20 protein-coding genes are annotated in these 24,500 nt (G+C 59.5%); 4 read left to right on the plus strand and 16 right to left on the minus strand.

Annotated elements, in window-relative coordinates:
• Nucleotides 1-57 precede the first annotated feature (57 nt).
• From HX812_RS28775 to HX812_RS28790, 4 genes are all read right to left on the minus strand, one after another.
• A complete protein-coding gene (locus tag HX812_RS28775) occupies nucleotides 58-426 on the minus strand; it encodes a protease inhibitor Inh/omp19 family protein (RefSeq protein WP_038850502.1) in 369 nt (122 codons plus the stop codon).
• Nucleotides 427-475: 49 nt separating this feature from the next.
• Entirely contained in the window at nucleotides 476-1,924 is a 1,449-nt protein-coding gene (locus HX812_RS28780) for a serralysin family metalloprotease (protein WP_038850501.1), read from the minus strand.
• Nucleotides 1,925-2,290: 366 nt separating this feature from the next.
• Nucleotides 2,291-3,394: a P1 family peptidase gene (locus HX812_RS28785; protein WP_038850499.1), complete on the minus strand. Its 1,104-nt coding sequence runs from the start codon at nucleotides 3,392-3,394 to the stop codon at nucleotides 2,291-2,293.
• A 9-nt stretch (nucleotides 3,395-3,403) separates the two neighbouring features.
• The gene (locus HX812_RS28790) at nucleotides 3,404-4,768 is read right to left on the minus strand and encodes an APC family permease (RefSeq protein ID WP_038850497.1); all 1,365 of its coding nucleotides are present in this window, start codon (nucleotides 4,766-4,768) and stop codon (nucleotides 3,404-3,406) included.
• A 199-nt stretch (nucleotides 4,769-4,967) separates the two neighbouring features.
• Here HX812_RS28790 and HX812_RS28795 point away from each other — a divergent pair, with 199 nt between their 5' ends.
• On the plus strand, nucleotides 4,968-5,753 hold the full coding sequence (locus HX812_RS28795; protein WP_038850496.1) for a helix-turn-helix transcriptional regulator: 786 nt from the start codon (nucleotides 4,968-4,970) through the stop codon (nucleotides 5,751-5,753).
• Between the two features lie 84 nt (nucleotides 5,754-5,837).
• On the opposite strand, the gene HX812_RS28800 is transcribed toward HX812_RS28795, so the two are convergent.
• From HX812_RS28800 to HX812_RS28815, 4 genes are read right to left on the minus strand one after another with little or no spacing between them, the layout of a single operon-like run.
• Entirely contained in the window at nucleotides 5,838-6,917 is a 1,080-nt protein-coding gene (locus HX812_RS28800) for a polyamine ABC transporter substrate-binding protein (protein ID WP_038850495.1), read from the minus strand.
• 60 nt (nucleotides 6,918-6,977) lie between these two features.
• Entirely contained in the window at nucleotides 6,978-7,319 is a 342-nt protein-coding gene (locus HX812_RS28805) for a cupin domain-containing protein (RefSeq protein WP_038850493.1), read from the minus strand.
• A 27-nt stretch (nucleotides 7,320-7,346) separates the two neighbouring features.
• Nucleotides 7,347-8,753, minus strand: a complete 1,407-nt coding sequence (locus HX812_RS28810; RefSeq protein ID WP_038850491.1) for an FAD-binding oxidoreductase — start codon at nucleotides 8,751-8,753, stop codon at nucleotides 7,347-7,349.
• Nucleotides 8,754-8,802: 49 nt separating this feature from the next.
• Nucleotides 8,803-9,612: an AraC family transcriptional regulator gene (locus HX812_RS28815; protein WP_038850490.1), complete on the minus strand. Its 810-nt coding sequence runs from the start codon at nucleotides 9,610-9,612 to the stop codon at nucleotides 8,803-8,805.
• 257 nt (nucleotides 9,613-9,869) lie between these two features.
• Between HX812_RS28815 and HX812_RS28820 the strand changes: the two genes are divergently transcribed.
• Nucleotides 9,870-10,142: a DUF1652 domain-containing protein gene (locus HX812_RS28820; RefSeq protein WP_014718395.1), complete on the plus strand. Its 273-nt coding sequence runs from the start codon at nucleotides 9,870-9,872 to the stop codon at nucleotides 10,140-10,142.
• An 11-nt stretch (nucleotides 10,143-10,153) separates the two neighbouring features.
• Here HX812_RS28820 and HX812_RS28825 read toward each other — a convergent pair whose 3' ends face one another.
• On the minus strand, nucleotides 10,154-12,601 hold the full coding sequence (locus tag HX812_RS28825; RefSeq protein WP_038850488.1) for a UvrD-helicase domain-containing protein: 2,448 nt from the start codon (nucleotides 12,599-12,601) through the stop codon (nucleotides 10,154-10,156).
• A gap of 218 nt (nucleotides 12,602-12,819) precedes the next feature.
• Here HX812_RS28825 and HX812_RS28830 point away from each other — a divergent pair, with 218 nt between their 5' ends.
• Nucleotides 12,820-13,515: a pirin family protein gene (locus HX812_RS28830; RefSeq protein ID WP_038850487.1), complete on the plus strand. Its 696-nt coding sequence runs from the start codon at nucleotides 12,820-12,822 to the stop codon at nucleotides 13,513-13,515.
• 41 nt (nucleotides 13,516-13,556) lie between these two features.
• Here the strand turns inward: HX812_RS28830 and pgm are convergent, their stop codons facing one another.
• The 4 genes from pgm to HX812_RS28850 form a co-directional block, all read right to left on the minus strand.
• Nucleotides 13,557-15,200, minus strand: a complete 1,644-nt coding sequence (gene pgm / locus HX812_RS28835) for a phosphoglucomutase (alpha-D-glucose-1,6-bisphosphate-dependent) (RefSeq protein WP_038850486.1) — start codon at nucleotides 15,198-15,200, stop codon at nucleotides 13,557-13,559.
• A gap of 106 nt (nucleotides 15,201-15,306) precedes the next feature.
• Nucleotides 15,307-16,713 carry a PLP-dependent aminotransferase family protein gene (locus HX812_RS28840; RefSeq protein WP_038850485.1) on the minus strand — a complete coding sequence of 469 codons (1,407 nt, stop codon included), beginning with the start codon at nucleotides 16,711-16,713 and terminating at the stop codon, nucleotides 15,307-15,309.
• Complete coding sequence (locus tag HX812_RS28845) at nucleotides 16,710-18,119, minus strand: hypothetical protein (protein ID WP_038850483.1); 1,410 nt, start codon at nucleotides 18,117-18,119, stop codon at nucleotides 16,710-16,712. Before HX812_RS28845 ends, HX812_RS28840 begins: the two co-directional genes overlap by 4 nt.
• A gap of 706 nt (nucleotides 18,120-18,825) precedes the next feature.
• The gene (locus HX812_RS28850) at nucleotides 18,826-19,848 is read right to left on the minus strand and encodes a zinc-dependent alcohol dehydrogenase family protein (protein WP_025854663.1); all 1,023 of its coding nucleotides are present in this window, start codon (nucleotides 19,846-19,848) and stop codon (nucleotides 18,826-18,828) included.
• A 247-nt stretch (nucleotides 19,849-20,095) separates the two neighbouring features.
• Here HX812_RS28850 and HX812_RS28855 point away from each other — a divergent pair, with 247 nt between their 5' ends.
• On the plus strand, nucleotides 20,096-21,010 hold the full coding sequence (locus tag HX812_RS28855; protein WP_038850482.1) for a LysR family transcriptional regulator: 915 nt from the start codon (nucleotides 20,096-20,098) through the stop codon (nucleotides 21,008-21,010).
• A 27-nt stretch (nucleotides 21,011-21,037) separates the two neighbouring features.
• Here the strand turns inward: HX812_RS28855 and HX812_RS28860 are convergent, their stop codons facing one another.
• The 3 genes from HX812_RS28860 to HX812_RS28870 all read right to left on the minus strand — a co-directional run.
• Nucleotides 21,038-22,273 (minus strand): nucleoside permease, encoded by a 1,236-nt coding sequence (locus tag HX812_RS28860; protein ID WP_038850481.1) that lies wholly within the window; start codon nucleotides 22,271-22,273, stop codon nucleotides 21,038-21,040.
• A gap of 42 nt (nucleotides 22,274-22,315) precedes the next feature.
• Nucleotides 22,316-23,404 carry a sugar phosphate isomerase/epimerase gene (locus HX812_RS28865; protein ID WP_038850479.1) on the minus strand — a complete coding sequence of 363 codons (1,089 nt, stop codon included), beginning with the start codon at nucleotides 23,402-23,404 and terminating at the stop codon, nucleotides 22,316-22,318.
• Nucleotides 23,401-24,500: Gfo/Idh/MocA family protein (locus tag HX812_RS28870; RefSeq protein WP_178949139.1), on the minus strand; the 1,100-nt coding region annotated here is incomplete at its 5' end. The genes HX812_RS28865 and HX812_RS28870, both read right to left, overlap by 4 nt.

Below are 24,500 nucleotides of genomic sequence, written 5' to 3' on the forward strand. Positions count from 1 at the left end.
ACCCCGAATGACGGAGCGGCCAACTAAGACATTCACGTTATAGGCTTATAACTGCAACTAAGGTGTGCGCTGCAATACAACTTCGAGGCCGGTAGGCGTGCGACCTTTATATTCGCCCTCTTGCTCTCGGTTGAGGTGGGTAATGCCGCTGCCTTCGGCATTCATCAGCCAGATGCCATCCGGTGTCGGCGTCCAGGCCAGGGGTTTTTCACCGAGCCATTGCGCGGCACAGGCGACGTCGCCGCCCAATGCATTCGCCTGTTCCAGCAGGTCCAGTGCGCACACCTGATCCTGCTGGTGCAATTGCCAGTGACCAGCCAACTGGGCGCTGGTGGGTAATACAAGACTGCTCGCCATCACGTGGGCTCCTGCCGATACGAACATCACCTGCAACACGCCGGTGATCACTTTGAATAAACGCTGCATCTTCACGCTCCATCGCTAAAGCGCGGCGCCGAAGCGCCGCGCCCGTGCATTACGCCACGATGTCGCTGACGGCTGCCTGGCCGACGGTGGTGACGAGGAAGTCCGCCACGCCGTGCCCGGAGAAGTCCACTGCCAACGTGCCCAGGTTGGTGCCTGCGGCATAGGTCAGTACAGCATCGCCGGCATGTCCGGTGAAGGCATTGACGAAGGTCAGGCCTGCGCCCTTGGTGATGCCCGACAAATCGATCTTGTCCGAACCCGAGGTAAAGTCAAAGATCTTGTCCGCAGCGCCCGGCTTGGAATCGGAACTGGCACCGAACACAAAGGTGTCGTTGCCTGCGCCGCCCCATAGTTGGTCCGCACCGCCGCCGCCGTAGATGATGTCGTTGCCGGCCCCGCCCTTGATCACGTTGGCCGCGTTATTGCCGATGATCAAGTCATTGCCGGCGCCGCCGAAGGCGTTCTCGATGGTCACGCCCTTGGCGATGGACACGTTGCCCACCAGGCCGCCAACGTCGGAGAACGACGCTTCATTGAGGTTGATCTTCTGGTTCTGGGTGAAACCGGAGAAGTCCAGGGTGTCGTTGCCACCGCCGTCCCACACCGAGAACACCAGCTTGTCGGCATTCGAGGTGGCGCTGAGGAAATCACGCCCGGTGTTGGAGTTGAAGCCGTAGGTGGTGTCGCCGGCGCGGGTGTTGTAGTTGGCACCGTAGAGCTTCTGGATCGCTGCGATGTCATCGATCAGCGGGCCGGACGCGTAGGCTTCGACGCCGCCTTTGCTGAAGTTCTGGTTGGTGTTGCTCTCGCTCCAGTAACTCATAACGCTGTAGCCACGCGTGTCCTGTCCATAGTCCGCGTCTTTGTAGGAAGGGTTACCGGTCCCGGCGTTGTAGTCGCCAGGGTGGTCCAGGCCCAGGGTATGCCCGATTTCGTGGGTCAGGGTCTGGCGGCCGTAGTTGTTCAGGTCCGGCGTCTTGTTCGGCGTGTAGCTGCTGTTGGTCAGGTACCAGGAGGTGCCGTCCAGGCCGCTTTCGTGGTACTTGTCGTTGGTGCCCGGCAGATAGGCAAACGCGGCCGCGCCGTCCTGGCCACCGCTGTAGTTGCCGAACGTCATGTGGAAGTCACCGCCCGAGGCTTTTTCGGTGAAGGTCACATTGGCCACATCCGCCCAGGACTGCATGGCCAATACGGCCTGTGCTTTCTGCTGGGTGTTGAACTGGCTGAACCCGGTGATGCCATGTTTGTTCATGGTTGCCGAGGACGCCGAGGTGAGGAAGGTGTAGGTCAGATCAATCTTGCCGTTGCCATCCAGGTCACGATAGGCCGCGTTCTCGCGCAACAGGTGGTCGGCTGCCTGATCCACCGAGAACGAAGGTTTACCGTTGACCGTGAGGTTGCCGCCACGGTCGTACAGATGGCTGAAGCTATCGATTTGCGAGTAAGCGGTGCTGGCTTGCGCCGCCGACACGATAGCCTTGTCTTTTACTTTTGACATAAACGTACTTCCTTGTTTGCAAGTGCATCAGTCTTTGTTCGATAGGAACCTCGCGGGCGAGATCGTCCTATCACTCGCCTCTTTTGAAGGCGTAAGAAAACTGACACAACTTGAAATCTTTCGTCTACATCTTTTCCAGCACTCTAAACCAATCGAACAACAACTTAGTTAAGTCCTGTGCCGTGTTTATTGGGTGGCAGTGCTTTTGTCCGACAAAAAACAGCTGGCTCATATTTAAATATTAAATAGCACTAACGCCGCTCAAGTAGAGCGGCGTCGCCATTTAATGGATCCAATATATTGGCAGGGTGTCATTAGCAACATTAAACAGCCACTACTTGTATTAATAACTTAAGGTGCCCCCTATTACCGGGACACACTCCAACCCGTCTTGTGCAATACCGCCAACAGCGTTTCACCGTCTAATCCGGGTACCTGCACACCTTGATCGGTGAGCATGCTCTCCCCGGCCAGGATCGCATTGATGATCGCCTCTTCCACCGCCTCCGCCGCCGCGCTGAACAGCGGCGAAATATGGTCGTTGTTGACCATCTGCAACGTGCTGCTGAATGGCAACCCCTTGCGTCCATAATCCGCTGGCGGCAGATCTTGGTTACCCGTGGCAAAGGCCAGGAACAGGTCACCGCTGGAATCCTCGGTGCCGCCGCCGGTACGCGCGATGCCGATGGACGCGCGTTGCGCCAGGCGCTGGCATTGGTGTGGCAACAGCGGCGCGTCGGTGGCCAGGATCACCACGATCGAGCCCATGCCCGGCGTGCCTTGCTCGGCAAAGGGCGACGCAATCTCCATCAACTGGCGCCCCACCGGGTAGCCGTCCACCCGCAGCTCCTGGCGCTTGCCATGGTTGGCCTGCACCAGCACGCCGACAGTCCAGCCGCCCTGTTCCGCCGGCAAGCGCCGCGAGGCCGTGCCGATGCCGCCTTTGAATTCATGGCAGATCATGCCCGTGCCGCCGCCGACCGCGCCTTCCTGCACCGGGCCGGTTTCGGCGTTGTCCACGGCTTCGCGCACATGCTCGGGGCCGACGTGCTGGCCCCAGATGTCGTTGAGCAGGCCGTCATAGGTTTCCATCACCACCGGCATGCACCAGTACACCGCCGGGTCCGCCAGGCGCTCGCGCTCCAGGGCGATCAGGCTGTCGCGCACAATGCCGATGCTGTGGGTGTTGGTGATGGCCAACGGGGTGGTCAACAGCCCCGCTTCGTTGATCCATTCAAGGCCGGTGGCATCACCATTGCCATTGAGCACGTGATAGCCGGCGAAGCACGGTTGCTGGCGGGCTTCGCCGGCGCGGGGTTGGATCACACTGACGCCAGTACGCACGTGCTTGCCGTCGACCAGCGTCTTGATCGTGCTGTGCCCGACCCGGACACCGGGCACATCGGTAATGGCGTTCCATTCACCGGGCGTGCCGAGCCCCAACGTGATGCCCAATTGACGTGCGCGCATAACCACTCCTTACAATTTCTGGAAGACCGGACTCAACCGGCCACTGATGCAATACAGAATCACCGACAGCGCCAGCAAACCGATGATGATCATGATGTCGCGGATCGAAGCCGCCGCGACCAGGGTGACCAGCAGATAACCCGCGCCCAGTACCGCAACCAACGCCGGCAGCGGCCACAGCGGCATGCGATAGGGATGCTCGCGATCACGCAGCAGCACCCGGCTCATCAACGCACTCAGCGCCACCACCAGGTACACCAGCATGATCAGCAACACGCTGAACGAAGTGAGGTCGGCCAGGTTGGAGCTGAAACTCAACAGCGCCGAAGGAATCGCCAGGAACAGCGTAGCCAACCAGGGCGAATCCCAGCGTGGATGAATACGTGTGAACAGTTTGTTGATGCTCGGCGTCCACAGCGCATCGCGCCCGCTGCTGAACACCACGCGGCCGATCTGGATCACGATGGCGACAATCGCATTGAACACCGACAGGAAGATCCCGGCGCTGACCAGCCGCGACAAGGTTTCATTACCGTGGCTGGTCAACAGGTAGCCGATAGGGTCCGGGCTGCTGATCATCTCACTCAGCGATGGCGCACCGATCAACAGCGCGGTGATCGGCACCAGTTCGATGATCACCACCAGGCCCAAGGACCACAGCACTGCCTTATGCACGCCTTTGCCGCCGCATTTCATGTCCTCGGCCAGCAACACCGCCGGCCCATAGCCGTTGTAGGAAAACAGACCGATACCCACCGCGCCGATCACCAGCGCCCACGGCGCCAGGTGCAGCACGCCGTTTTCGACGATCTGCGGCTGGAACAACACACTGGCCGGTTGCACCGGGTTGCCAAAGCCGATCACCACAATCACCAGCAGCGCCGCCACTTCCAGCAGCAGGCAGGTGCCGGTGATCCAGGCATTGAGCTTGATATTGAGGATGCCCAGGGCGTAGCTGCACACCACGATTACCAGCGCGACGGTCTGGGAGTCGAACTTCGTGCCCAGGGCGTTATTCAGATAAGTCGCCGCGCCTGTGGCCAGCACCGGCGGGATAAACAGCAACATCACCAGCACCGTCAGGAACGTCGCATAACCGGCCATACCACCAAACACGCGCTTGGCGTACACATATTCGCCCCCGGCGCTGTTGTGGGCGCGGCCCAGTTCGGCGTAGCAAAAGGCGAACATCAACGCGAGCAAGCCGGCCATCACAAACGCCAGGAACACGCCGCTGCCGGCCTGCTGGATGGCAAAGGGCGCAATCACAAACACGGAACTGGCCGGAGTCACCGCCGACACGGTGATGGCGACCACATCAAAGACACTCAAGGTGGGTTTCAGTACGCCGTCAGGCGTGGGGGAAGTGCTCATATCGTTATCCTCTGTCGTTGTTCTTGGTGTGAGGCAGAAACGAAACGTCTGAATATCGCGGGATATGTTTCCCGCTGAATGATGGCAACCATAAACAGGGCGTTCATGTCAGCCAATTCCCCTATTGGCGTACTCCCCTTGACGCCGCACGGCAAAAGCCGAACCCTTGGCCGATCTTTTGCGGGTGGGAGCCTGACACATGAGCCTGTTTCGCGAAGTCGGCATGCACGCCGGCCTGGGCCGCACCATTGCACACATCGGCACCGAGCATTTCTGGAAACAGTTGGTGTTGTTGCTGCACCAGTGCCTGCCGTTCGATAACGCCCTGGCGATCTTCTACCCGGTGGATGGCCCGCCCCAGGCCCTCGAAGAATACGACGCCCAGCCCAGCAGCAAACCGGCGTCGATGCTGGTGTACCTCAATGGCTTGTATTTGCTCGACCCGTTTTTCCAGGCCTGTCGCGAGGGCTATCCCAGCGGCGTGTACCGCCTGGAAGAAGTGGCACCCGATCATTTTCGCCAGAGCGAATACTTCCTCAACTACTTCCACGACAACGTGCTGGAAGACGAGGTGCAATTCATTCTGCAATTGCCGGGCGCGGGGACGTTGTCGCTGTCGTTGGGCATGCAGCGGCGTTTCAGTTTTGATGAGACCGGGCTGATGACCACCGTGGCCGCCTGGGTATTGCCGTTGATGCAGCAACACTGGCAGCAAAGCACCCAGCGTGCGCCGGCGATGGACAGTCAGATCAGGGACGCGTTGAGCCAGTTCGGTTGTGGTGTGCTGTCGGAACGCGAGCTGGAAATCGCCCGGTTGGTGTTGCGCGGGTTCTCGTCCAAGGCCATGGCCGAGCGGCTGAATATCTCGCCGGACACGGTGAAGGTGCACCGTCGGCATCTGTACGCCAAGCTGGATATTTCGTCACAGCCAGAGCTGTTTTCGTTATTTATCCAGTCGTTGGGGCATGATTTGGAACACCCCTGAGCCGTGTGTGGGCTGCTGTGGTGTGGTGAGCAGGCTTGCCCGCTCACCACAGAAAGCCCGCTCACCACAATTTAGAACAGGCCTTCAGCGCCCGGTACGAATGGCGTTCCACACCCGCGTGCGCACCCGGTCGATGTTCAATGGCATCGCTTCCAGCGCAAACAACTTGCCCATCATTTCCTCACTCGGGTAGATCTTGGTATCCGCCTTGATCTCGGGATCCACCAAGCTGTCCGCCGCGCTATTGCCATTGGCGTAGTGCACAGAATTGGTGATATCCGCCATGACCTGCGGCTCCAGCAGGTAATTCATGAAGGCATAGCCGGCCTTTTCATCCGGAGCGTCGGCGGGCATGGCGACCATGTCGAACCAGATGGCGGCGCCTTCTTTGGGGATCTGATAGCCAATTTTGACGCCATTCTTGGCTTCCTTGGCGCGGCTCTCGGCCTGCAGCACATCGCCGGAAAAGCCGACAGCCACACAGATGTCACCGTTGGCCAAGTCGCCGGTGTACTTCGAGGAATGGAAGTACGCTACATACGGTCGCACTTTCATCAGCAGAGCTTCGGCTTTCTTATAGTCATCCGGGTTCTTGCTGTGGGGCGGCAAGCCCAGATAATTCAGGGCGATGGGCAGCAGCTCCGGGCCGTTATCCAGGATGGCAACCCCGCATTTGCTGAGCTTCTCCATGTACTCGGGCTTGAAGATCAGGTCCCAGGAGTCCACGGGCGCGTTGTCGCCGAGTACCGCCTTGACCTTGTCGATGTTGTAGCCGATACCGGTGCTGCCCCACAGATACGGGAACCCATGGGCATTGCCCGGATCGTTGTTTTCCAGGGCCTTGAGCAGCACCGGGTTGAGGTTCTTCCAATTGGGCAGTTGGCTCTTGTCGAGCTTCTTCAAGGCACCGCCCTGAATCTGCCGCGCCATGAAGTGGTTGGACGGAAACACCACGTCATACCCGGAGTTACCAGTCATCAGCTTGCCATCGAGGGTTTCGTTGCTGTCGTACACGTCGTAGCTGAAACCGATGCCGGTCTGCTTCTGGAAGTTCTTGGTGGTGTCCGGCGCGATGTAGCTGGACCAGTTGTAGATTTTCACCGTCTCGGCGGCCTGGCTGATAGAGGCCACCAACATCAAGGGCAACAGGGCAATGGCTTTCATGGTTCGATTTCCTGGCGGTTTTAGGGCTGTTTTTATGGCAGGCGATCAAGGATCAAAGCGTTACAGGATCAATACGTAGGTCTTGCGCACGGTTTCCTGGATGTCCCAGATGCCGGTGCTGTTGGCCGGCAACATCAGTGCGTCACCGTCTTGTATGTGGACGATTTCACCGTTGTCAGGGGTGAAGGTGCAGCGGCCCTGGATAAAGTGGCAAAACTCCTGGGATTTGATCTGCCGACGCCAGACGCCTGGGGTGCATTCCCAGATGCCGGTTTCGACGCCGTCGCTACGCTCGACGCTCAGGGTCGAGGCCACGGCAATGGGCTCGCCCAACGGCACGGCGACGGGCGACGAGTCCGGCAGGTGGGCGTTCAGCGTGTCTTTGAATTGCGTGATGCTCATGGGGTTTTCCCGTGTGAGTGAAACGACTTAGTGCATGAAACCTTCCATGAACCCGGCCACGCCGGTCGCCAGCTTGCGGCGCCAAGGGGCGGTGTTGGGGTTGGCCAACACCTGGTCTTCATGGACAAAACTGCGAATGATCGCGTTGTAGCCCAGCCAGCGGCAGGGTTCGGGCTCCCAGGGCTTGAGCGCGTCCAGCCCACGTTCACGGATTACCCAGGGTTGATGGGTCAGCGGCGTGTCGCGGCCGAGGATCAGGTCGGCCAGGGTGCGGCCACCCAGGTTGGTGGCGCCGACGCCCTCCCCGCCATATCCGCCGGACAGTGCGATGCCGGTCTTGTGGTCGCACAGCATGTGCGGTCGGAAATTGCGTGACATGCCCAGGTTGCCGCCCCAGGAATGGGTAATCTTCACGTGCTTGAGCTGTGGGAAAAGCTCACCGAACAGGTAGCGACGCAGCTCCACTTCGCTGTCAGTCAGATCGAAGTTGTGGCGTAGCTTTCCGGCAAACTGGTAGCCGCCACGGGCGCCGAACACCAGGCGGTTGTCCGCCGACCGCTGGCCGTAGGTCACCTGGCGACTGCTTTCGCCAAAGGCTTGGCCGTGGCTCAGGCCGATTTCATCCCAGGTGCTGGCCGGCAACGGCTCGGTGGCGACGATCAAGCTTTGCACCGGCAGTTGATAACGGCCCAAGGGCGGTAAGGTGTTGGCGTAGCCCTCCACTGCCGACACCACCCAAGCTGCACGAACACCGGCCTTCGCCGTGCGTAGGCCGCCGGATTGCCAATGGGTCACGGGGCTGTTTTCGTAGATCGTCACGCCCATGCTTTCCACCACCCGCGCCAGGCCGCGCACCAGCTTGGCAGGGTTGATGGTCGCCACGTGGGGCGCATAGATACCGCCATAAGGCTTGGCGATGCGAATCTGTTCGGCCAGTTGCTGCGGGCCGAGCCAGCGATAGTCGGCTTCGGTCAGGCCCTGGGCGTAGAGTTTGTCGAGGTAACTGCGCAGGCTGCCTTCCTGCTCGGGGTAGCGCGCGGCGCAGTACAACGCGCCGCCCTTGCGGTAGTCGCAGTCGATGCCTTCACGCGCCAGCACTTGGGCGACTTCATCGGGGATGGCATGTAGCAGGTCAAACGAGGCGCGGCGCTGTTCGGGATTCAGGCCGGCCAACAAACGGTCCTCGCCCAACAGATTGCCCATCAGCCAGCCGCCGTTGCGGCCAGAGGCACCAAAACCTGCGGTTTGCGCTTCGATGATCGCGATGTTCAGTTCGGGCGCCTGGCGTTTCAGGTAATACGCGGTCCACAACCCGGTATAACCGGCGCCGATAATGGCCACGTTGACGTCCAGGTCCTGCTCCAGCGATGGCCGCGCGAGCAGCGGGTCATCCAACTGGTCCATCCATAAGCTGATGTTGCGCCATGCCGGCATGCCGGGTTCCCCTACCTCGTTTCGATAGGGTGGATCCTAGAGCGCGGTGTCAGGGGCTGTCTTGCGCGCGTGCACGCAGGGAAATTTGTTTGACGTAGGCCTTGGGTGACTGGCCCGTGTGCTGACGGAATGCGCTGTAGAACGCTGACAGCGAGTTGAAACCGGCGGCAAAGGCCAGGTCGTCGACCTTTATCGGCGGTGCTGCCTTGTCCAATGCGGCCAGCAAGTGCTGAAGCCTGGCCTGGTTGACGTAGCGATAGAAGCTTTGCCCCAGCACCTGGTTCAGCAAGTAGGAAATCTGATTACGACTGTAGCCACACTCTTTGGAGACGCGCTGCAGGTCCAGTTCCGGGTCCAGATAAGGTTGCTTGCGTTCGAAATACTGCTGCAGGTCATTGGCCATATGCCCCAATTGCTGGGGCGACAAGCCCAAACGACTGACCGAAGGCCGCGCGGCCTGGATAGGTTGCTCGTGCACCAGGGAGGCGTATTCGTTGACCCGCCAGATCAACCCATCGCGCACCGTGATGGCTTCGCTGGTGCGAAATGACACCAGGCCGTGGCCGCCACGCAAAGTGATGCGGTACTGGATGAAGGCCGTATCGCCATCGGCACGGATACGGTCGGTGTGTTCGATGGCTTCATCGGCCTCACGCGGCATGCTGGCTTGCAGGTAATCACGCAGTTCGGCGTAACCGACGACACGGTTCTGGAAAAAGTCGTGGTACTGGATGTCCGGATGGTAGTAGGACATGACGCCCTCCAGGTCCCGATGACGCCAACACAGGTGGTGACGCAGCACCAATTCGCGTGTGGCGTGGGACTGCTGGGGCTCATCGTCTTGGGCGATGTCGGGCATGGAAAGCTCTGCGGCGGGTAAACCCTGGAGATTGCCGAATTTTGCTGGGGGCTTCAATGGCGAATTGGTACTTCTGACTAATGGCCTTTTGCCCAATTCCAAGTAGGACATGACCCACATCAAACTTATGAAAAACAACCGCCGAACGGGCCCAAAAAAGTCACCTTGCGTTTGCGAACGGATGCTATTTTTAAGTTCTTAGATGCCACGACCAGTGAAGGTCTTGGCCCCCTGCCGCGAGCTAAAGGAAGCGCTCAATGAACAAGGTGGGCAACATGAACAAAGTGACGTTCCCCAACGCCTGCCAGCTGATGCGCTGGCATTTTCATCCGATGGGTTTTGAGGGCAGCATGGATGCGCCTGGCAGTATGATCGCCCGATTGTTCGACCGAGCCAGCGGCGAGACGCTGATCGCCATCGCCGGAATTCCCTGCGCCACCGTGATGAATGCTGCCGATGTGGAGCGCATCATTGAGGCCGTGGAGGATGAGCTGGAGTCGTTTGTGCCGCCGGTGTCATTGCGGGCCTGAGTGATCAGCGCCTAAACGCGCTGATCATCGAAAAACGCCTTCTTGCCATCCACCCGCTCCGAGGCCCTGGGCACATTCACGGCCTGGCCTTCGGGCTTTTCCACGTACCAGTAGCAATGGCTCACGGCGCGGGTTATGCCCACGTACGCCAGGCGCAGCACTTCGTCCCGTTGCGCATTGTCATAGGGTTCGCTGTCGCCAGCCTTGCCCAAGCCTGCCATCCGGTACACCTGGTTTTTATACGGCGAGCTGGTGACATGCTGGCAATCCCCAAGCAAAAACACCGCGTCTGCCTGAAGCCCCTTGGCACTGTGATAGGTCAACTGCTTCAATCTGCGCGCCTGGGGCGGCAAGCTAGAATCCACATTAACTAATGATTGAATATGCTCTTGAATCAATAGCTTATCGCTACTTTTTCGATAAAGCATCAAGATCGATTCACCCTTTTGATAGTGCTCCGACAACTGCCGCCCCAATGCCGCATCGTCGCGCCCCAACACCTTGACCGGCACCAATGGCTTGGGTGCGCCACTGGCCTTGGCCTTCTTGCCAGGAAGCGCCGGTGCGGCGCGCACGATATGCTCGGCCGCATCGATGATGTGCTGGTGACTGCGGTAGTTCTCGCCCAGCATCACGCAGGTGGTCGACGGCGATGGGAACTCCTTGTCGAACTCCATGAAGTATTTGGGCGAACTGCCGCGCCAGCCATAGATCGACTGCCAATCATCCCCCACACACAGCAAGGATGAGCGCTGGGCACCGCGCCCCACATGCATGGCCGGGCCACGGCTGCGGATCTCGCGCAGGCTGGCACGGATCCACGAGACGATCTGCGGCGAAACATCCTGGAACTCGTCGATCATCAAGTGCGACAGGGGACGCAGCAGCGAATCGCTGAGCAGCTTCAAATTTTCCGGGGTATTTTCGCCAAACAGCGAGAACATCCGGTTATAGGTCATGATCGGTGGCGATTGGTCCAGCAAGTGATCTTCCAGGGTTTTCCAGAAAATACTCAGGGCTTCGAAGAAGAAGCGGTCCGGGTCATCCTTGGCGAAGCTCATCTGCCCAACGGCGGTGGGTACGTCCAAGCCGAGGTTTTCGATGAATCCGGCGGCCATCACAAAACTGTCCAGCAGCGGCGCTGAAGCCAACTCGCCTTTGACCTTGTAATCAAAGCCGGGGCCGGCGGTGGCATCGCCGGCCAGACTGCTTAGCAGGCGCTTTGATGATTCGTAGCTATCTAGCCATATCAAAGGCTTACGACAGAAAGCTTGAAACAAGGTGCGCTTTACCGCCCATTCTGCGCGCACGGACAACTTCGAGTTTGGCCGGCTGGTCTGCGCGTTTTCCCGTGAGTCGAAGCCCAGGACCACCCAGGCATCCAGCTCGGGAATGTAGCCATGGCAGTGAAATTGCGCACCGTTGATTTCCACGGTCTGGCGGTTGGGTTCAATGCCCTTGATTGGCCAGGCGCCTGCGCGAAACCACAGGTCCTCGATCACATCGCAGAGTTCTTCGTCGCGCTTGGCCGCCAGTTCGGTCACGGCCACGCGTTTTTGCACATCCGGATGATCGCGCTCCAGCTCCTTGAGCTGCAGCCCGTGGCGCGCCAGTGGCGCAATCAGCTCACGGAAACGCGGGTGCTGCCCCTGCAACCGGTGATAGCAGGCATTCATCTGCTGGCGCTGGGCGTCGTTGATACGCAGGTCAAAGGGATTGCTGTCAGCGTCTTCAAAACCCGAATTCAGGTTCTCGAAGGCTTGCAGGCGCTCAAAGCCCGGCAGGCTGCGCACCATGGGCAGGATGCGCGAGTGAAAGGTCCGCACCACGGCTTGCGCTTCTTTCATACCAAGGGGTTGGCCCCAGAGGTTGAGAATCTCCATGAGCTTGTTGATGAAGTCCTTGCGCGATTCGCGGGTGAAGGTCACCACCGTCATCGAACTCAGCTCAAAGCCCAGGTAATGGGTGAGCAGCAAAATGCGCAGCACCAGCGACGTGGATTTGCCCGCACCGGCCCCGGCGATCACGGAGGTCGAGGGCGTCTCGCTGAAAATCATCTTCCATTGCGCCGCGCTCGGCTGGGCATGAGCCGGCAGCAATCGCGCAACGTCGGCCTTCATGCGCTTCTTCAGCTCGGCGGTGAGCGGCAGGCGCCAATCATCGAACAGGCTGTCATCCACACCCGGTGCACGGTGCTCATCCGGGCGGAAGTCACGAATCAACAGCACCTGGCGACCTTCTTCGATTCCATCGGCTTTGCCTTCGCGATAGCCGTACTCCACACCCGCTTCATGCCCGCTGCGAAAACCGTCCGCCTGCCCGTGCAGCCAGGAAAACCGGTGCTGGGCGCGCAAACGGGTCAAGCCATGGCCAAACAGGCGCGCAGCCAGGCGTTTGAATAGCGGCATGTCTGCCAAAGGGCGCAGTTCGGGAGGAAGATCAGGCTTTTGTTGCGACACGCGGACTCCTGCGATGAGCTGGGTTCAAACAAGTGCGCCATGGTCGCCGGAATCGACGCTCAGTTCCAGCCAATTGCTTTGCCGTCATGCAGTTAGGCGATGAACTGAAAGTCAAAGCGCCACTAACCAATCTAATCGACTGATAGGAATCAGGCAGTTTTTACGCTTTTTATCGATCATGAGCTGCAGGATCATAGGGCCATTCACAGGAGACGATCATGCTTGAACTTCGACCTTTCAATTCCCTGGGCGGCGCCCACCACGGCTGGCTTGACGCTCATCATCACTTCTCGTTTGCCGAGTACCATGACCCCAAGCGCATGCACTGGGGCAACCTGCGGGTATGGAACGACGACATCATCGCGCCGGGCACCGGCTTCCCGCAGCACCCGCACCGTGACATGGAGATCATCACCTATGTGCGCGAAGGCGCAATCAGCCATGCCGACAACCTCGGCAATAAAGGCCGTACCGAAGCCGGTGATGTGCAAGTGATGAGCGCAGGCACTGGGATTGCCCACAGCGAGTACAACCTGGAGGACACGCCGACCAAAATCTTCCAGATCTGGATTATTCCGAACGAAGCCGGTTTGCCACCTTCATGGGGCGCCAAGCCGTTTCCTAAGGGTGACCGGGAGGGTTTTGTAACGCTGGCGAGTGGTAAGGCCGGGGACAGCGAGATCTTGCGCATTCGTGCGGATGCACGCCTGGTGGCGGCGAACCTGAAGGCGGGGGAAAGCGCTGAATATCGACTGGACAGCGGGCGTCGGGCTTACCTGGTGCCAGCGACCGGGGTGATTGAAGTCAATGGCTTGCGTGCACAAGCTCGAGATGGTGTCGCGGTTGAAGATGAACAGGTGTTGCAGGTAACGGCAATTGAAGACAGCGAAATTGTGTTGGTCGACCTAGCCTGAATATAGGCAGGAGCTGGCTTGCCAGCTCCTGCAAAGGCTACTTATTGGCTGATAGCACCGTCTACCAGCACCTGCGCCTCTTCCACGAGTTGCTTGAGGTGATCCTCACCAATGAAGCTCTCGGCGTAGATCTTGTAGATATCCTCAGTGCCGGATGGCCGTGCGGCAAACCAGCCATTTTCAGTCATCACCTTCAACCCGCCGATCGCCTGGTTATTGCCCGGCGCATGGCTGAGGATCTGCTGGATGCTTTCACCGGCCAATTCGGTAGACGTCACCTGGTCTGGCGACAGCTTGCCCAGCAGGGTTTTCTGCGCCGGAGTGGCCTTGGCATCCACACGAATCGCGAACGGTTCGCCCAATGCGTCGGTCAGCCCACGGTAGATCTGGCTTGGGTCCTGGCCTTTGCGCGAGGTCATTTCCGCGGCCAACAGCGCCGGAATCAGGCCGTCTTTGTCAGTGCTCCAGACAGTGCCGTCCTTGCGCAGGAACGAAGCACCGGCGCTTTCTTCGCCGCCAAAGCCCAACGAACCTTCGAACAAACCATCGGCAAACCACTTGAAGCCAACCGGCACTTCATACAGACGACGGCCAATGCGTGCAGCGACGCGATCGATCAAGCCGCTGCTGACCACGGTCTTGCCCACGGCGGCGTCTGCGCGCCAGTCAGGGCGGTTCTGGAACAGGTAGTCGATGGACACCGCCAGGTAGTTATTGGGCGCAAGCAAGCCACCGGACGGCGTGACGATGCCGTGGCGGTCGTGGTCTGGGTCGCAGGCGAAGGCCACATCGAAGCGTTCCTTGAGACCAATCAGGCCCTGCATGGCGTAGCTGGAGGACGGGTCCATGCGGATCTGGCCGTCCCAGTCCACGCTCATGAAACGGAAGGTGGAATCGACTTCGGTATTCACCACGTCCAGGTTCAGGCGGTAATGCTCGGCAATCGCCGACCAGTAGCGCACCCCTGCTCCACCCAGCGGGTCCACGCCCAGGCGCAGGTCGGCGCTGCGAATGGCGTCCATGTCGATCACATTGACCAGGTCAGCCACGTAGCTGTTGAGGTAGTCATGGCGATGCGTGGTGTCCGCCTTGAGTGCCTGGGCGTGGGTGATGCGCTTGACCCCGGCGAGTTTGTTGGCCAGCAGTTCGTTGGCCTTGGCTTCGATCCACTTGGTCACGTGGGTATCGGCCGGGCCGCCATTCGGCGGGTTGTACTTGTAGCCGCCACTCTGCGGCGGGTTGTGCGACGGCGTGATCACGATGCCGTCCGCCAGGCCGCTGGTGCGACCACGGTTGTAGCAGATGATGGCGTGGGAAATCGCAGGCGTCGGCGTGTATTCATCGCCTTCGGCCAGCATCACATGCACACCATTGGCAGCCAGCACTTCCAGGGCGCTGGCACCGGCAGGTGTCGACAGTGCGTGGGTGTCCAGGCCGACAAACAGCGGGCCGTTAATGCCCTGGGCTTCGCGGTACAGGCAGATGGCTTGGCTGATGGCGAGCACGTGCCATTCGTTGAAGCTCAGTTCAAACGAACTGCCACGGTGCCCGGAAGTACCGAATGCCACGCGCTGGGTGGAGATTGCTGCATCAGGCTGGCCCGTGTAGTAGGCCGTGACCAGTCGCGGGATATCCACCAGCAGTTGGGCTGGCGCCGGCTTGCCCGCAAAAGGACTGATTGTCATGCATAAACCTCGGAAAGAAGGATTCGGAATAAAATGGCAGTTTACTGAGAGTTGGACTGCTGCGCGACGTTATCGATCCTACAAGAGTAAGAGAAACTTCACGCGATCATCCTATCTGTGCCTTACGCAACGCTTCGCTGAGAGCTGCCAGGACAATATCCAGGTTCGGCTGCCCCTGAAAGGTATGGCTCAGGCGCAAATGCTGCTGATGCAGACCGCTGACACTGAACAGTTCGCCAGGGGCAATCACCACTTGCTGGGAGAGCAGGCGCTGGAAGACCTGGCGCATATCCACTGCTCGTGTGGCTTTCAACCAGAACGCCGCGCCCGCAGCGGGTGCACGATAGATCATTTGGTCTCCCAGATGCTGGTCCAGGCGCTCGCACATTTCGTCTGCCTGCTGACGCAGCTGCTGGCGCAGCCCACGCAGGTGCTGGTCGATCCGCCCGCTGTGATAAAGACGCGCAATGGCACGCTGGCGAATCGGCGACAAGCGAAAGGAGCGCAGCAGGAAATGGCGCTGCAGTTCGCTGTTCATACGCCGTGACAGCAGATAACCATAGGGCGCTTCCGAGCCCAGTACTTTCTCGAACGAGGAAAACACCATCAACCGCTCAGGGTTCACCAGCTCGCGCAGTGCGACCTGTGGCTCGTGGAAACCCAGTTCACCAAAGGTGTCGTTCTCCAGTAACCAACAACCGTACTGATCCAGCATTTGCGCGATGGCCACTCGATCCTGGGGCGGCATGGAAACCCCGGCTGGCACACTGACCCTGGATGACAGCACCACCAGATGCACCGACTCGGCGCGTAACAATTGATCAAGGCACACCCGATCGAGTCGCCCTTCTGGCGTCCAGGGCAGCTCGATGATACGTACCCCGGCATCTTGAAGCAGGCGCAGGACCAGCCAATCACACGGCGACTCCACAATCACCGCTGCCCCCCTCAGGCCCAAGACTTCGATGAGGATGTCCAATACTCCGCGCAGGTCAGCGCCGATATAAACGTCATCGGCATGCCAGCAGCGGGTCGGCGACGACGTATAACGCGCCGCCAGTGCTGCGCGCAGCTCCCAGACCCCGCAAGGCTGGGACCAGGGTTGAAGATATTGCGGATACTGGCGGACCAGTTCTCGCTCCAAACGCAACAGCGTGCCATCCAGCGAAGCCAGCAGCGCCGGTTCATCGCCGCTGAGCACCACCATGCCTGGGCGCCGTGCCGCTGCGTAGAGCCGATCCAGCAGGTCGCCGCTGGCGCCTGCCAGCGGGTTTGCCGAGAGCGGCCAGGCGTAGTAACCCGATTTGGCCACCGAATAGACCCTGCCCTCTTTTTCAAGCAACGAGTAGGCGTACTGGACCGTCGAGATCGACACGTTCAAGCGACCCGCCAATTGCCGCAGGGACGGCAGTTTTACCCGCGCGTCGGTACTGACTTCATTGATCAGGCTGATCATGTAGCGATAGACCGCCTGATACGCGAAATCTGCCTGCCGTTCGCCGCGCAGCGTCATCGCCCGGACAATTGACAGGCCTGCGCGCTGTCATGGGCCGTAGAACCGACACTGCGCAATTTGCCACTTGCGTAGCCCAGCGGACGTTTGCGATAGAGGTGTTGCAACAAAGTCATCGGTAAGCCGCTGGTGTCGGTGACCCACTGTTGCAGCATCTCGGCGGACGGCTTGCCTTGCAGGACCTTGTGCAATTCGGGCAAGGCCACCAGCATGCCGGGGTGGCATTGGCGCAAATAGCCTTCCAGGCGTTCACCGTGATGGATAAACGGCGAAAACAGCAGGCAAATCAATTGAGTCTCGTCCAAGCCGAAGAACTGCTGGGCGTAGGCGCCTGACTGGATGCGACCTTCGCGGCCCCCCACCTGCGCAAGCAGTTCATCGGGCATGCAGTGTGGGACCTGCTGGATAAAGCGCTGTACCCCCTCCTCGTAATCCAGGTCCCGCAAGCACTGGGCTTGCAGCCCACGTAGATGTGCCATAAGCCGCGGGTTGGAATACGCGGGATGACTGAAGTGAAATTCCTGCGGGTCGGGTGCGAAGGCCATGAATTCGTTGAGCATGGCCGAGGATGAAAGGTCGACATCGTCCAGCAAATCGGCAACGCCAATGTAAGCCAAGTGGCGATGACCGTTCCTGCTGGGGTTGTCACTTGCAACATAATGCTCCCCATACACATCACGGTAATACCCGTCGCTCCATTCATCCATGCGCGCGAACAACCCGGTGAGTGACGACGGCCAGCCTTGCGGTATAGCGATACCAGCGCCCAACGCGGTGTTCTTGAGCCAGGCAAGGAACTGACTTTGCTTGCGCGGGGAGTCACCGCTCACCAGTGCGTGCACCCCACCATTCCAGGTGGTGATGCGCTGGTAGAAATCCCCCAGCGCCAGGTACGTATCACTGCTCAGGGTGGCGCGGCAGTCGCCCGAACTCAAATGGCCCACCATCAACATGTTGCGCTGGCTGATTTCTCGCCCCACGGTAGAAGCAGGTCGCAAGTGGTTGAAGGGCAACACTTCCTGGTTTTCCACCATCAGCAGGTCAACCCTTGGGTCATCGTGCAGAAACAGGCGGCCGTAGCCCTGATTGATGCCGTCGAGCATGCCCTCGGTCATCCCCGCATGCCGTAATGTCGCGATGCGCAATTGAAAGGTTCGTGGGGATCGACCCGCGATGGTCAGTTGCGCGGCCCGCAACAAGGCCAGCGTGTAGCTACTCACTTTGCCACCGCCATGGACCACCAGCACTTTGTAGCCACCCACTTGCTCCATGCCGCCTGCCGCCACAACGATTCGCTGGACCAGCAACTGAAGTGCCGTTCGCTCTTCGCGAGCGAAGTGCCCGATCAAGCGTTGTAGAACTTGCTGATAAACATACGTCATAGCCTGTTCGTGAATAGTGCTCATCATTCTATTACCTGAGTTTGGATATTCAGTTTCAAGCAACTGCTGGCAGTATTTGCTCGACCTATTCCACGTGTAAGAAATTCGCGCGCAGCCCGTACGGTTATGACTAGACACTAGCACCATGCAATAAAATGACATCAGTGCCATCGTATTGGGGGCATGCCCTGCAAACACGAGGAAACCCCGTATTTGCTGGACCAAGGCGAACATAATCGCGACCCTAGGATCTTTCCCACAAACCCTTACACGCATCTAACCAACTATTCGAGGAAGCGTCTTACAAATAACTGCGACCAACTTTTCAACTTATTGCATTGCGTCTTTTCATGGGCGCATGTATTTCCCTGGCGCCCGGCACTTACCGCGAGATTAGTTTCAACTACTCGCAATAGCGGTTTCGGATAGTCAATCATTGCTCAGTCCTTGAGATGAAAGTGAAGGCGCAATTATCAGTGCTGGAATAATGATTAATAGATACAGAACCCTGCCGAAAACCAGTGCAGATGACTTACAGCCGCCACCTGAATCACGCGCACACGAAAACGCCGCGCTGGAATCCAGAGCGGCGCGGGGGGAAAAGTCAGGATTCAGGCGTTAAACCACCGGCCTGAGCGTGGAGGAACACTACAGCTTCAGCCCTTTCAAATGGCGCATTTGCCCCACAAGGTAGGAGCGAGGAATACTCTTTTGAGAATATTCCTACACCCTAAACAGCCTCAACCTGCAACGCAACGCGCTCGCGGCACGGGCATTCGTCCATGTAACGATGCGCTTCCACGAACTGATTGAACGGAAACACCGTGGTTTTCAGCGGCACCAGCACGCGGTCGGCGGTGAGTTGGTTGATATCCCGCAATGCCCGCTGCAAGGCGACCTGGTCCTGGATAATGCCCAGTTCAGGCTTACCGGTGAAGTTGCCGATACAGTGCACAAAGAACTGAATGTTCTTCTGGAACGCCGCACACGCCGGGAATGGCGTCTGGTTACCGCCCTGCAAGCCATACAGCACCAGGCTGCCGCGCGGCGCCAGTACATCGCCGAGCAACGACATCTGTGGGCCGCCCAAACCGTCGAACACCACGTCGACGCCGCGGTTGTCGGTGAACTTGTTGATTTGCATCAACAGGTCCTGCTCTTCCGTGACGATGACTTTCTCGGCACCAAGGGACAGCAGGTATTCACGCTCATCACTGTCTTTGGTCGCGGCAATCACCCGCACACCCAGGGCTTTGCCCAGTTGTACAAAGGATGGGCCGGCGCAGTGGCTGGCGTCAGTCACCAAGGCAAACTGCCCCGGCTTGACCCGCGCCAGATCCACGTAGGCAAAGTAGGCAATCAACAGCGGCGTGTAGTGCACGCTCGCCTCGATAGGGCTCAAGACATCCGGATACCGGGTCAGCGCCGAACGGGGCAGGACGATCTGTTCGCCATACACCGGGTAATCATTGGGGCTCTCGGCCGGAAAACTGGCCACTTTATCGCCTACAGCCAAATCATCCACGCCATCGCCTACGGCGACCACGACACCGGCCATCTCATGGCCCAGGCCAGACGGCAGGCGTGCATGAGAAGACGCCAGGTTCTGGCGCCACAGAATGTCATACCAGCTGATGCCAATCGCTTCGACACGCACCTGCACTTCGCCCGGTGCGGGCTGCGCGGCTGCATGCTCTTCGCATTTGAGCACCTCGGCCGGACCAAACTTGTGAAAACGGATCGTGCGGGACATCGCAAACCTCGTCAAAGTAACCTCTAATGCCATGAACTCTATCTGGGCTTTCCGGGTAAGACCACCGGTCGCCATTAATAGTCGACATGCCTGTCATTGATTCCGCATGTGAGGAATAGACCTCAGCTATCGTAGGAAAACTCAATTATCCTGTGCAGAGTACCAGCCTTTCCCCGTAAGATTCATGCCGGTCATTGTTTACATATGGCCGCTCTCGTCAAGTTTGCTGACTCTTCCAGGACACAAGATGAACCGTAACGACCTGCGTCGTGTCGACCTTAACCTCTTGATCGTATTCGAAACCTTGATGCATGAGCGCAGTGTGACCCGCGCCGCCGAGAAATTGTTCCTCGGCCAGCCGGCCATCAGCGCGGCCTTGTCACGCCTGCGCGGGCTGTTTGATGACCCTTTGTTCGTGCGCACCGGCCGCAGCATGGAGCCATCGGCCCGGGCGGTAGAAATCTTCGCCCTGCTCTCCCCGGCCCTGGACTCGATTTCCACCGCCGTCAGCCGCGCCGCCGAGTTTGATCCGGCCACCAGCACGGCAGTGTTCCGCATTGGCCTGTCCGATGACGTGGAATTCGCCCTGCTGCCCCAGCTGCTCAAACGCCTTCGTGCGGAATCCCCCGGCATCGTGCTGGTGGTGCGCCGCGTCAACTATATCCTGATGCCGGGCTTGCTGGCTTCCGGCGAAATCTCCATCGGCGTCAGCTACACCGCCGACCTGCCGGCCAATGCCAAGCGCAAAGTGTTGCGCCGCAGCCTGCCGAAACTGCTGCGCGCCGACAGCGTACCGGGCTCCCTCAGCCTGGACGACTTCTGCGCCCGCCCCCACGCGCTGGTGTCGTTTGCCGGTGACTTGAGCGGGTTTATTGACGAAGAGCTGGAGAAACTCGACCGCAAACGTCACGTGGTATTGGCCGTGCCGCAGTTCAACGGCTTGGGCACTTTGCTGGCAGGCACGGATATCCTGGCGACCGTGCCGGACTATGCGGCCGAGGCGCTGACCTCGGCGGGTGGCTTGCGTGCGGAGGATCCACCGTTGCCGGTGCGCAGCTTTGAGCTGCATATGGCGTGGCGCGGGTCGCAGGATAATGATCCGGGCGAGCGGTGGTTACGGTCGCGGATTCAGATGTTTTTCGGAGACCCCGACAGTCTCTAAGATTCGTTGGCCAGGCTTGCTAGCCCCTCAACCCTTGGCACGCGCCGGTTCCGGTCGTCGTGCATCGCGAAAGGCAAACATGAATACCACCACCACGCCCAGGGAAAAAAACGCCGGGAACAACCAGATGCTCTGCCACTGGTGACCCGCAGGTGTCGCGTAATAATCGGAGACATGGCCCGCTACCCAGAAACCGATCAGCATGCCGACGCCGTAGGTGGCCAGGGTAATCAGGCCCTGGGCCGAGCTTCTGAAGCGCTCAGGGGTTTTGGCATCGGTGTAGATCTGCCCGGACACAAAGAAAAAGTCGTAGCAGATACCGTGCAGGGCGATACCGGTGAATAGCATAAAGGCCAGGTCGGCGTTGTTACCGTAGGCAAACAACACGTAGCGCAAGGCCCACGCCAGCATGCCCATAAGCAAGGCCGTCTTGATACCGAAGCGATGAATGAACAAAGGCAGCAGGAGCATGAACAGGACTTCGGAGACCTGCCCGATGGCCATCTTCGCCGTGGGGTTGGTCATGCCGATATCGGCGAGGAAGGGGTTGGCATTCTGGTAATAGAATGCCAGCGGGATACAGATCAGGATCGAGGCGATGAAAAACACCAGGTAGCTGCGGTCTTTCAACAGGCCCAAGGCGTCCAGGCCGAGGATCTGTTTAACCCCGGTTCGCGTGGTGTCGGCTTTCAGCGGTGCCGTTTTCGGCAGTGTGAAGCTGTAGACACCCAGCACCAGGGACGCCAGCGCCGCCATCAGGAAGGTGTTGCGCAGGCCACCGGAAGCAATCGCGGCTTTCGAGTCCCAGGCGAACACAAAACTGATCACCACACCCGCAACAATCCAGCCCACGGTGCCCCATACACGAATGCGCGAAAACTCCAGCGCCGGGTCGCGCATCTGCCGGAAGGCAACGGAATTGACCAAGGCCAGGGTCGGCATGTAGATCATCATGTAGGCCAGCACGTAGGGGTAGAACGCGGCAAAATCCGGCGCCCGGTAGAGCTGATACAGCAACACCGCCCCCACTAGGTGCAGCACCGCCAGAATGCGTTCGGCATTGAAGAAACGGTCAGCGATCAGCCCGATCACGAACGGCGCAATGATCGCGCCCCAGGACTGTGTCGAGAACGCCATGCCAATCTGGCTGCCGCTGGCGCCCAACTGGCTGGACAGAAAAGTGCCCAGGGTGACGAACCAGCCACCCCAGATAAAGAATTGCAGAAACATCATGGCGCTCAAACGCGCACTCATCCACGTCATAACCGTCACCGTCTTATTGTTATTGGAAAAAACTGGTGCAACTCAAGCGTCTGGCAAGCCCAACAAGCGCCTGTTGGAAGCCGCGTCGCTGACCACGCTGACGAAATCGTCAAAGGCCTTTTGGCTTCGATTGATCATGTGATCCCGGATGAACCCCGCGCCCTCGGCAGCGCCTTGTGCAGAGTCTTTCAGGCAACACTCCCACTCCAGCACGGCCCAACCGGTGAACCCGTATTGAGTCAACTTGCTGAAGATCGACTTGAAGTCGATCTGTCCGTCACCCAGTGAACGGAAACGTCCTGGGCGCTCCACCCACCCCTGGTACCCCCCATAGACGCCGGAGCGCGCGTCGGGACGGAACTCGGCGTCCTTGACGTGAAACATGCGTATACGGTCGTGATAACGGTCGATAAACCCCAAGTAGTCCATTTGCTGAAGTAACAAGTGGCTGGGGTCATAGAGGATCGCTGCGCGGGGATGATGATTGACGGCTTCAAGGAAACGCTCGAAGGAGGCGCCGTCATGCAGGTCTTCACCGGGATGAATTTCGTAGCACAGGTCGACACCGGCCGCATCGAAGCAGTCGAGGATCGGCAGCCAGCGCTTGGCCAGTTCGGCAAAACCTTGCTCCACCAACCCTGCAGGGCGCTGCGGCCACGGGTACATATAGGGCCAGAGCAAGGCCCCGGAAAACGTTGCGTGTGCGGTCAGGCCCAGACGCTGGCTGGCGCGCGCCGCCAGTTTCAATTGCTCGATTGCCCACTCGGTGCGCGCCTGGGGCTGGCCGCGCAAATGCGCCGGGGCGAAGTCATCGAACAAGACATCAAAAGCCGGATGCACGGCCACCAACTGCCCTTGCAGATGGGTGGACAGCTCGCTGATTTCAACCCCGGCGTTGGCGCACACGGCCTTGAGTTCATCGCAATAGCTCTGGCTTTCGGCTGCACGTTCAAGGTCGATGTAACGCGTGCCAAGGGTCGGCAGCTGAATGGCTGTGTAGCCCTGGGAGGCTGCCCACTGGGCGATATTGGCCAGCGAGTCAAAAGGTGCCTCATCGCTGATGAACTGCGCCAGAAAAATCCCGGGGCCGCGCAGACCGTTCGAGTTCGCAATGGATGGTTGAGGTTTCATGGGTTGCACTCCAGCGGGGTCCATTTGGCATCGCTGGTGTGACTGGCGATGGCCGCTTCGATAAAGGCCATGCCGCGCAGGCCCACCTCAATCCCCGGAACACCCGGTGCGGTGTGGCCTTCAATCTCGCCGCGAATGGCCTTGGCAAAATCGCCATACAGATTGGCCATCGCTTCCAGGTAGCCCTCGGGATGGCCGGCGGGCAAGCGCATGCGCTGGGTCGCGGCTTCGCACAACCACGGTTGCCCGATGCCGGAGCGCAAGACGCGCATCGGTTGGTCGAGTGAGCGATGAATCAGGCTGGCGGGTTGTTCCTGGCGCCATTCAAGGCCGCCCTTGTCACCGTAGACCCGAATACTCAGCGGGTTCTCTTCCCCCGCACACACTTGGCTGGCGGTCAGCACGCCAGTGGCACCCTGCGCCATCTTGAACAGCATGGCGCAATCGTCGTCCAACTGACGGCCGTCCACATGCACACCCAGGCTGGCGCAGAGGTGGGTAACGGTTTGGTCAACCACAAACTCTGCCAGGGAAAAGGCATGGGTGCCGATATCGGCGATGCAGCCGCCCACCCCGGACAGTTCCGGCTGCCCACGCCACTCGGCCTGTTTGTTGCCCTGCCCGGCCACATCCTGGCTGAGCCAGCCTTGGGGATACTCCACCAGGACCTTGCGTACTGCGCCGATCACGCCGCTGCGCACCATCTCCCGCGCTTGCCAGACCATCGGATAGCCCAGGTAGGTGTGCGCCAGCCCATACAGTCCGACACTGCTGTTCAGTCGGGTTTCAAGGCCTCGCAGTTCAGCCAGACTCAACGCTGCGGGCTTCTCGCTGAACACATGGAAGCCTGCGGTAAGTGCCTCGCTGGCCACCGGCGCGTGAAGATGATTAGGGGTAACGATTACCAGCAGCTCCATGCGCTGCTCAGCGGGTAACGCACGCTCGGCGTCAAGCATCAATTGCCAGGTGCTGTAGCAGCGTGATTGCGCCAGGCCCAGACGGTTGGCCGTTCGTGCGTTGTTGTTCGCGTCGCGACTGAACGCCCCGCACACCAGCTCAAAGCGCCCATCGAGCCCTGCGGCCTGGTGATGAGCCT

The organism is Pseudomonas sp. IPO3749 (genome assembly GCF_013386605.1).
Taxonomy (GTDB): domain Bacteria; phylum Pseudomonadota; class Gammaproteobacteria; order Pseudomonadales; family Pseudomonadaceae; genus Aquipseudomonas; species Aquipseudomonas azotoformans_A.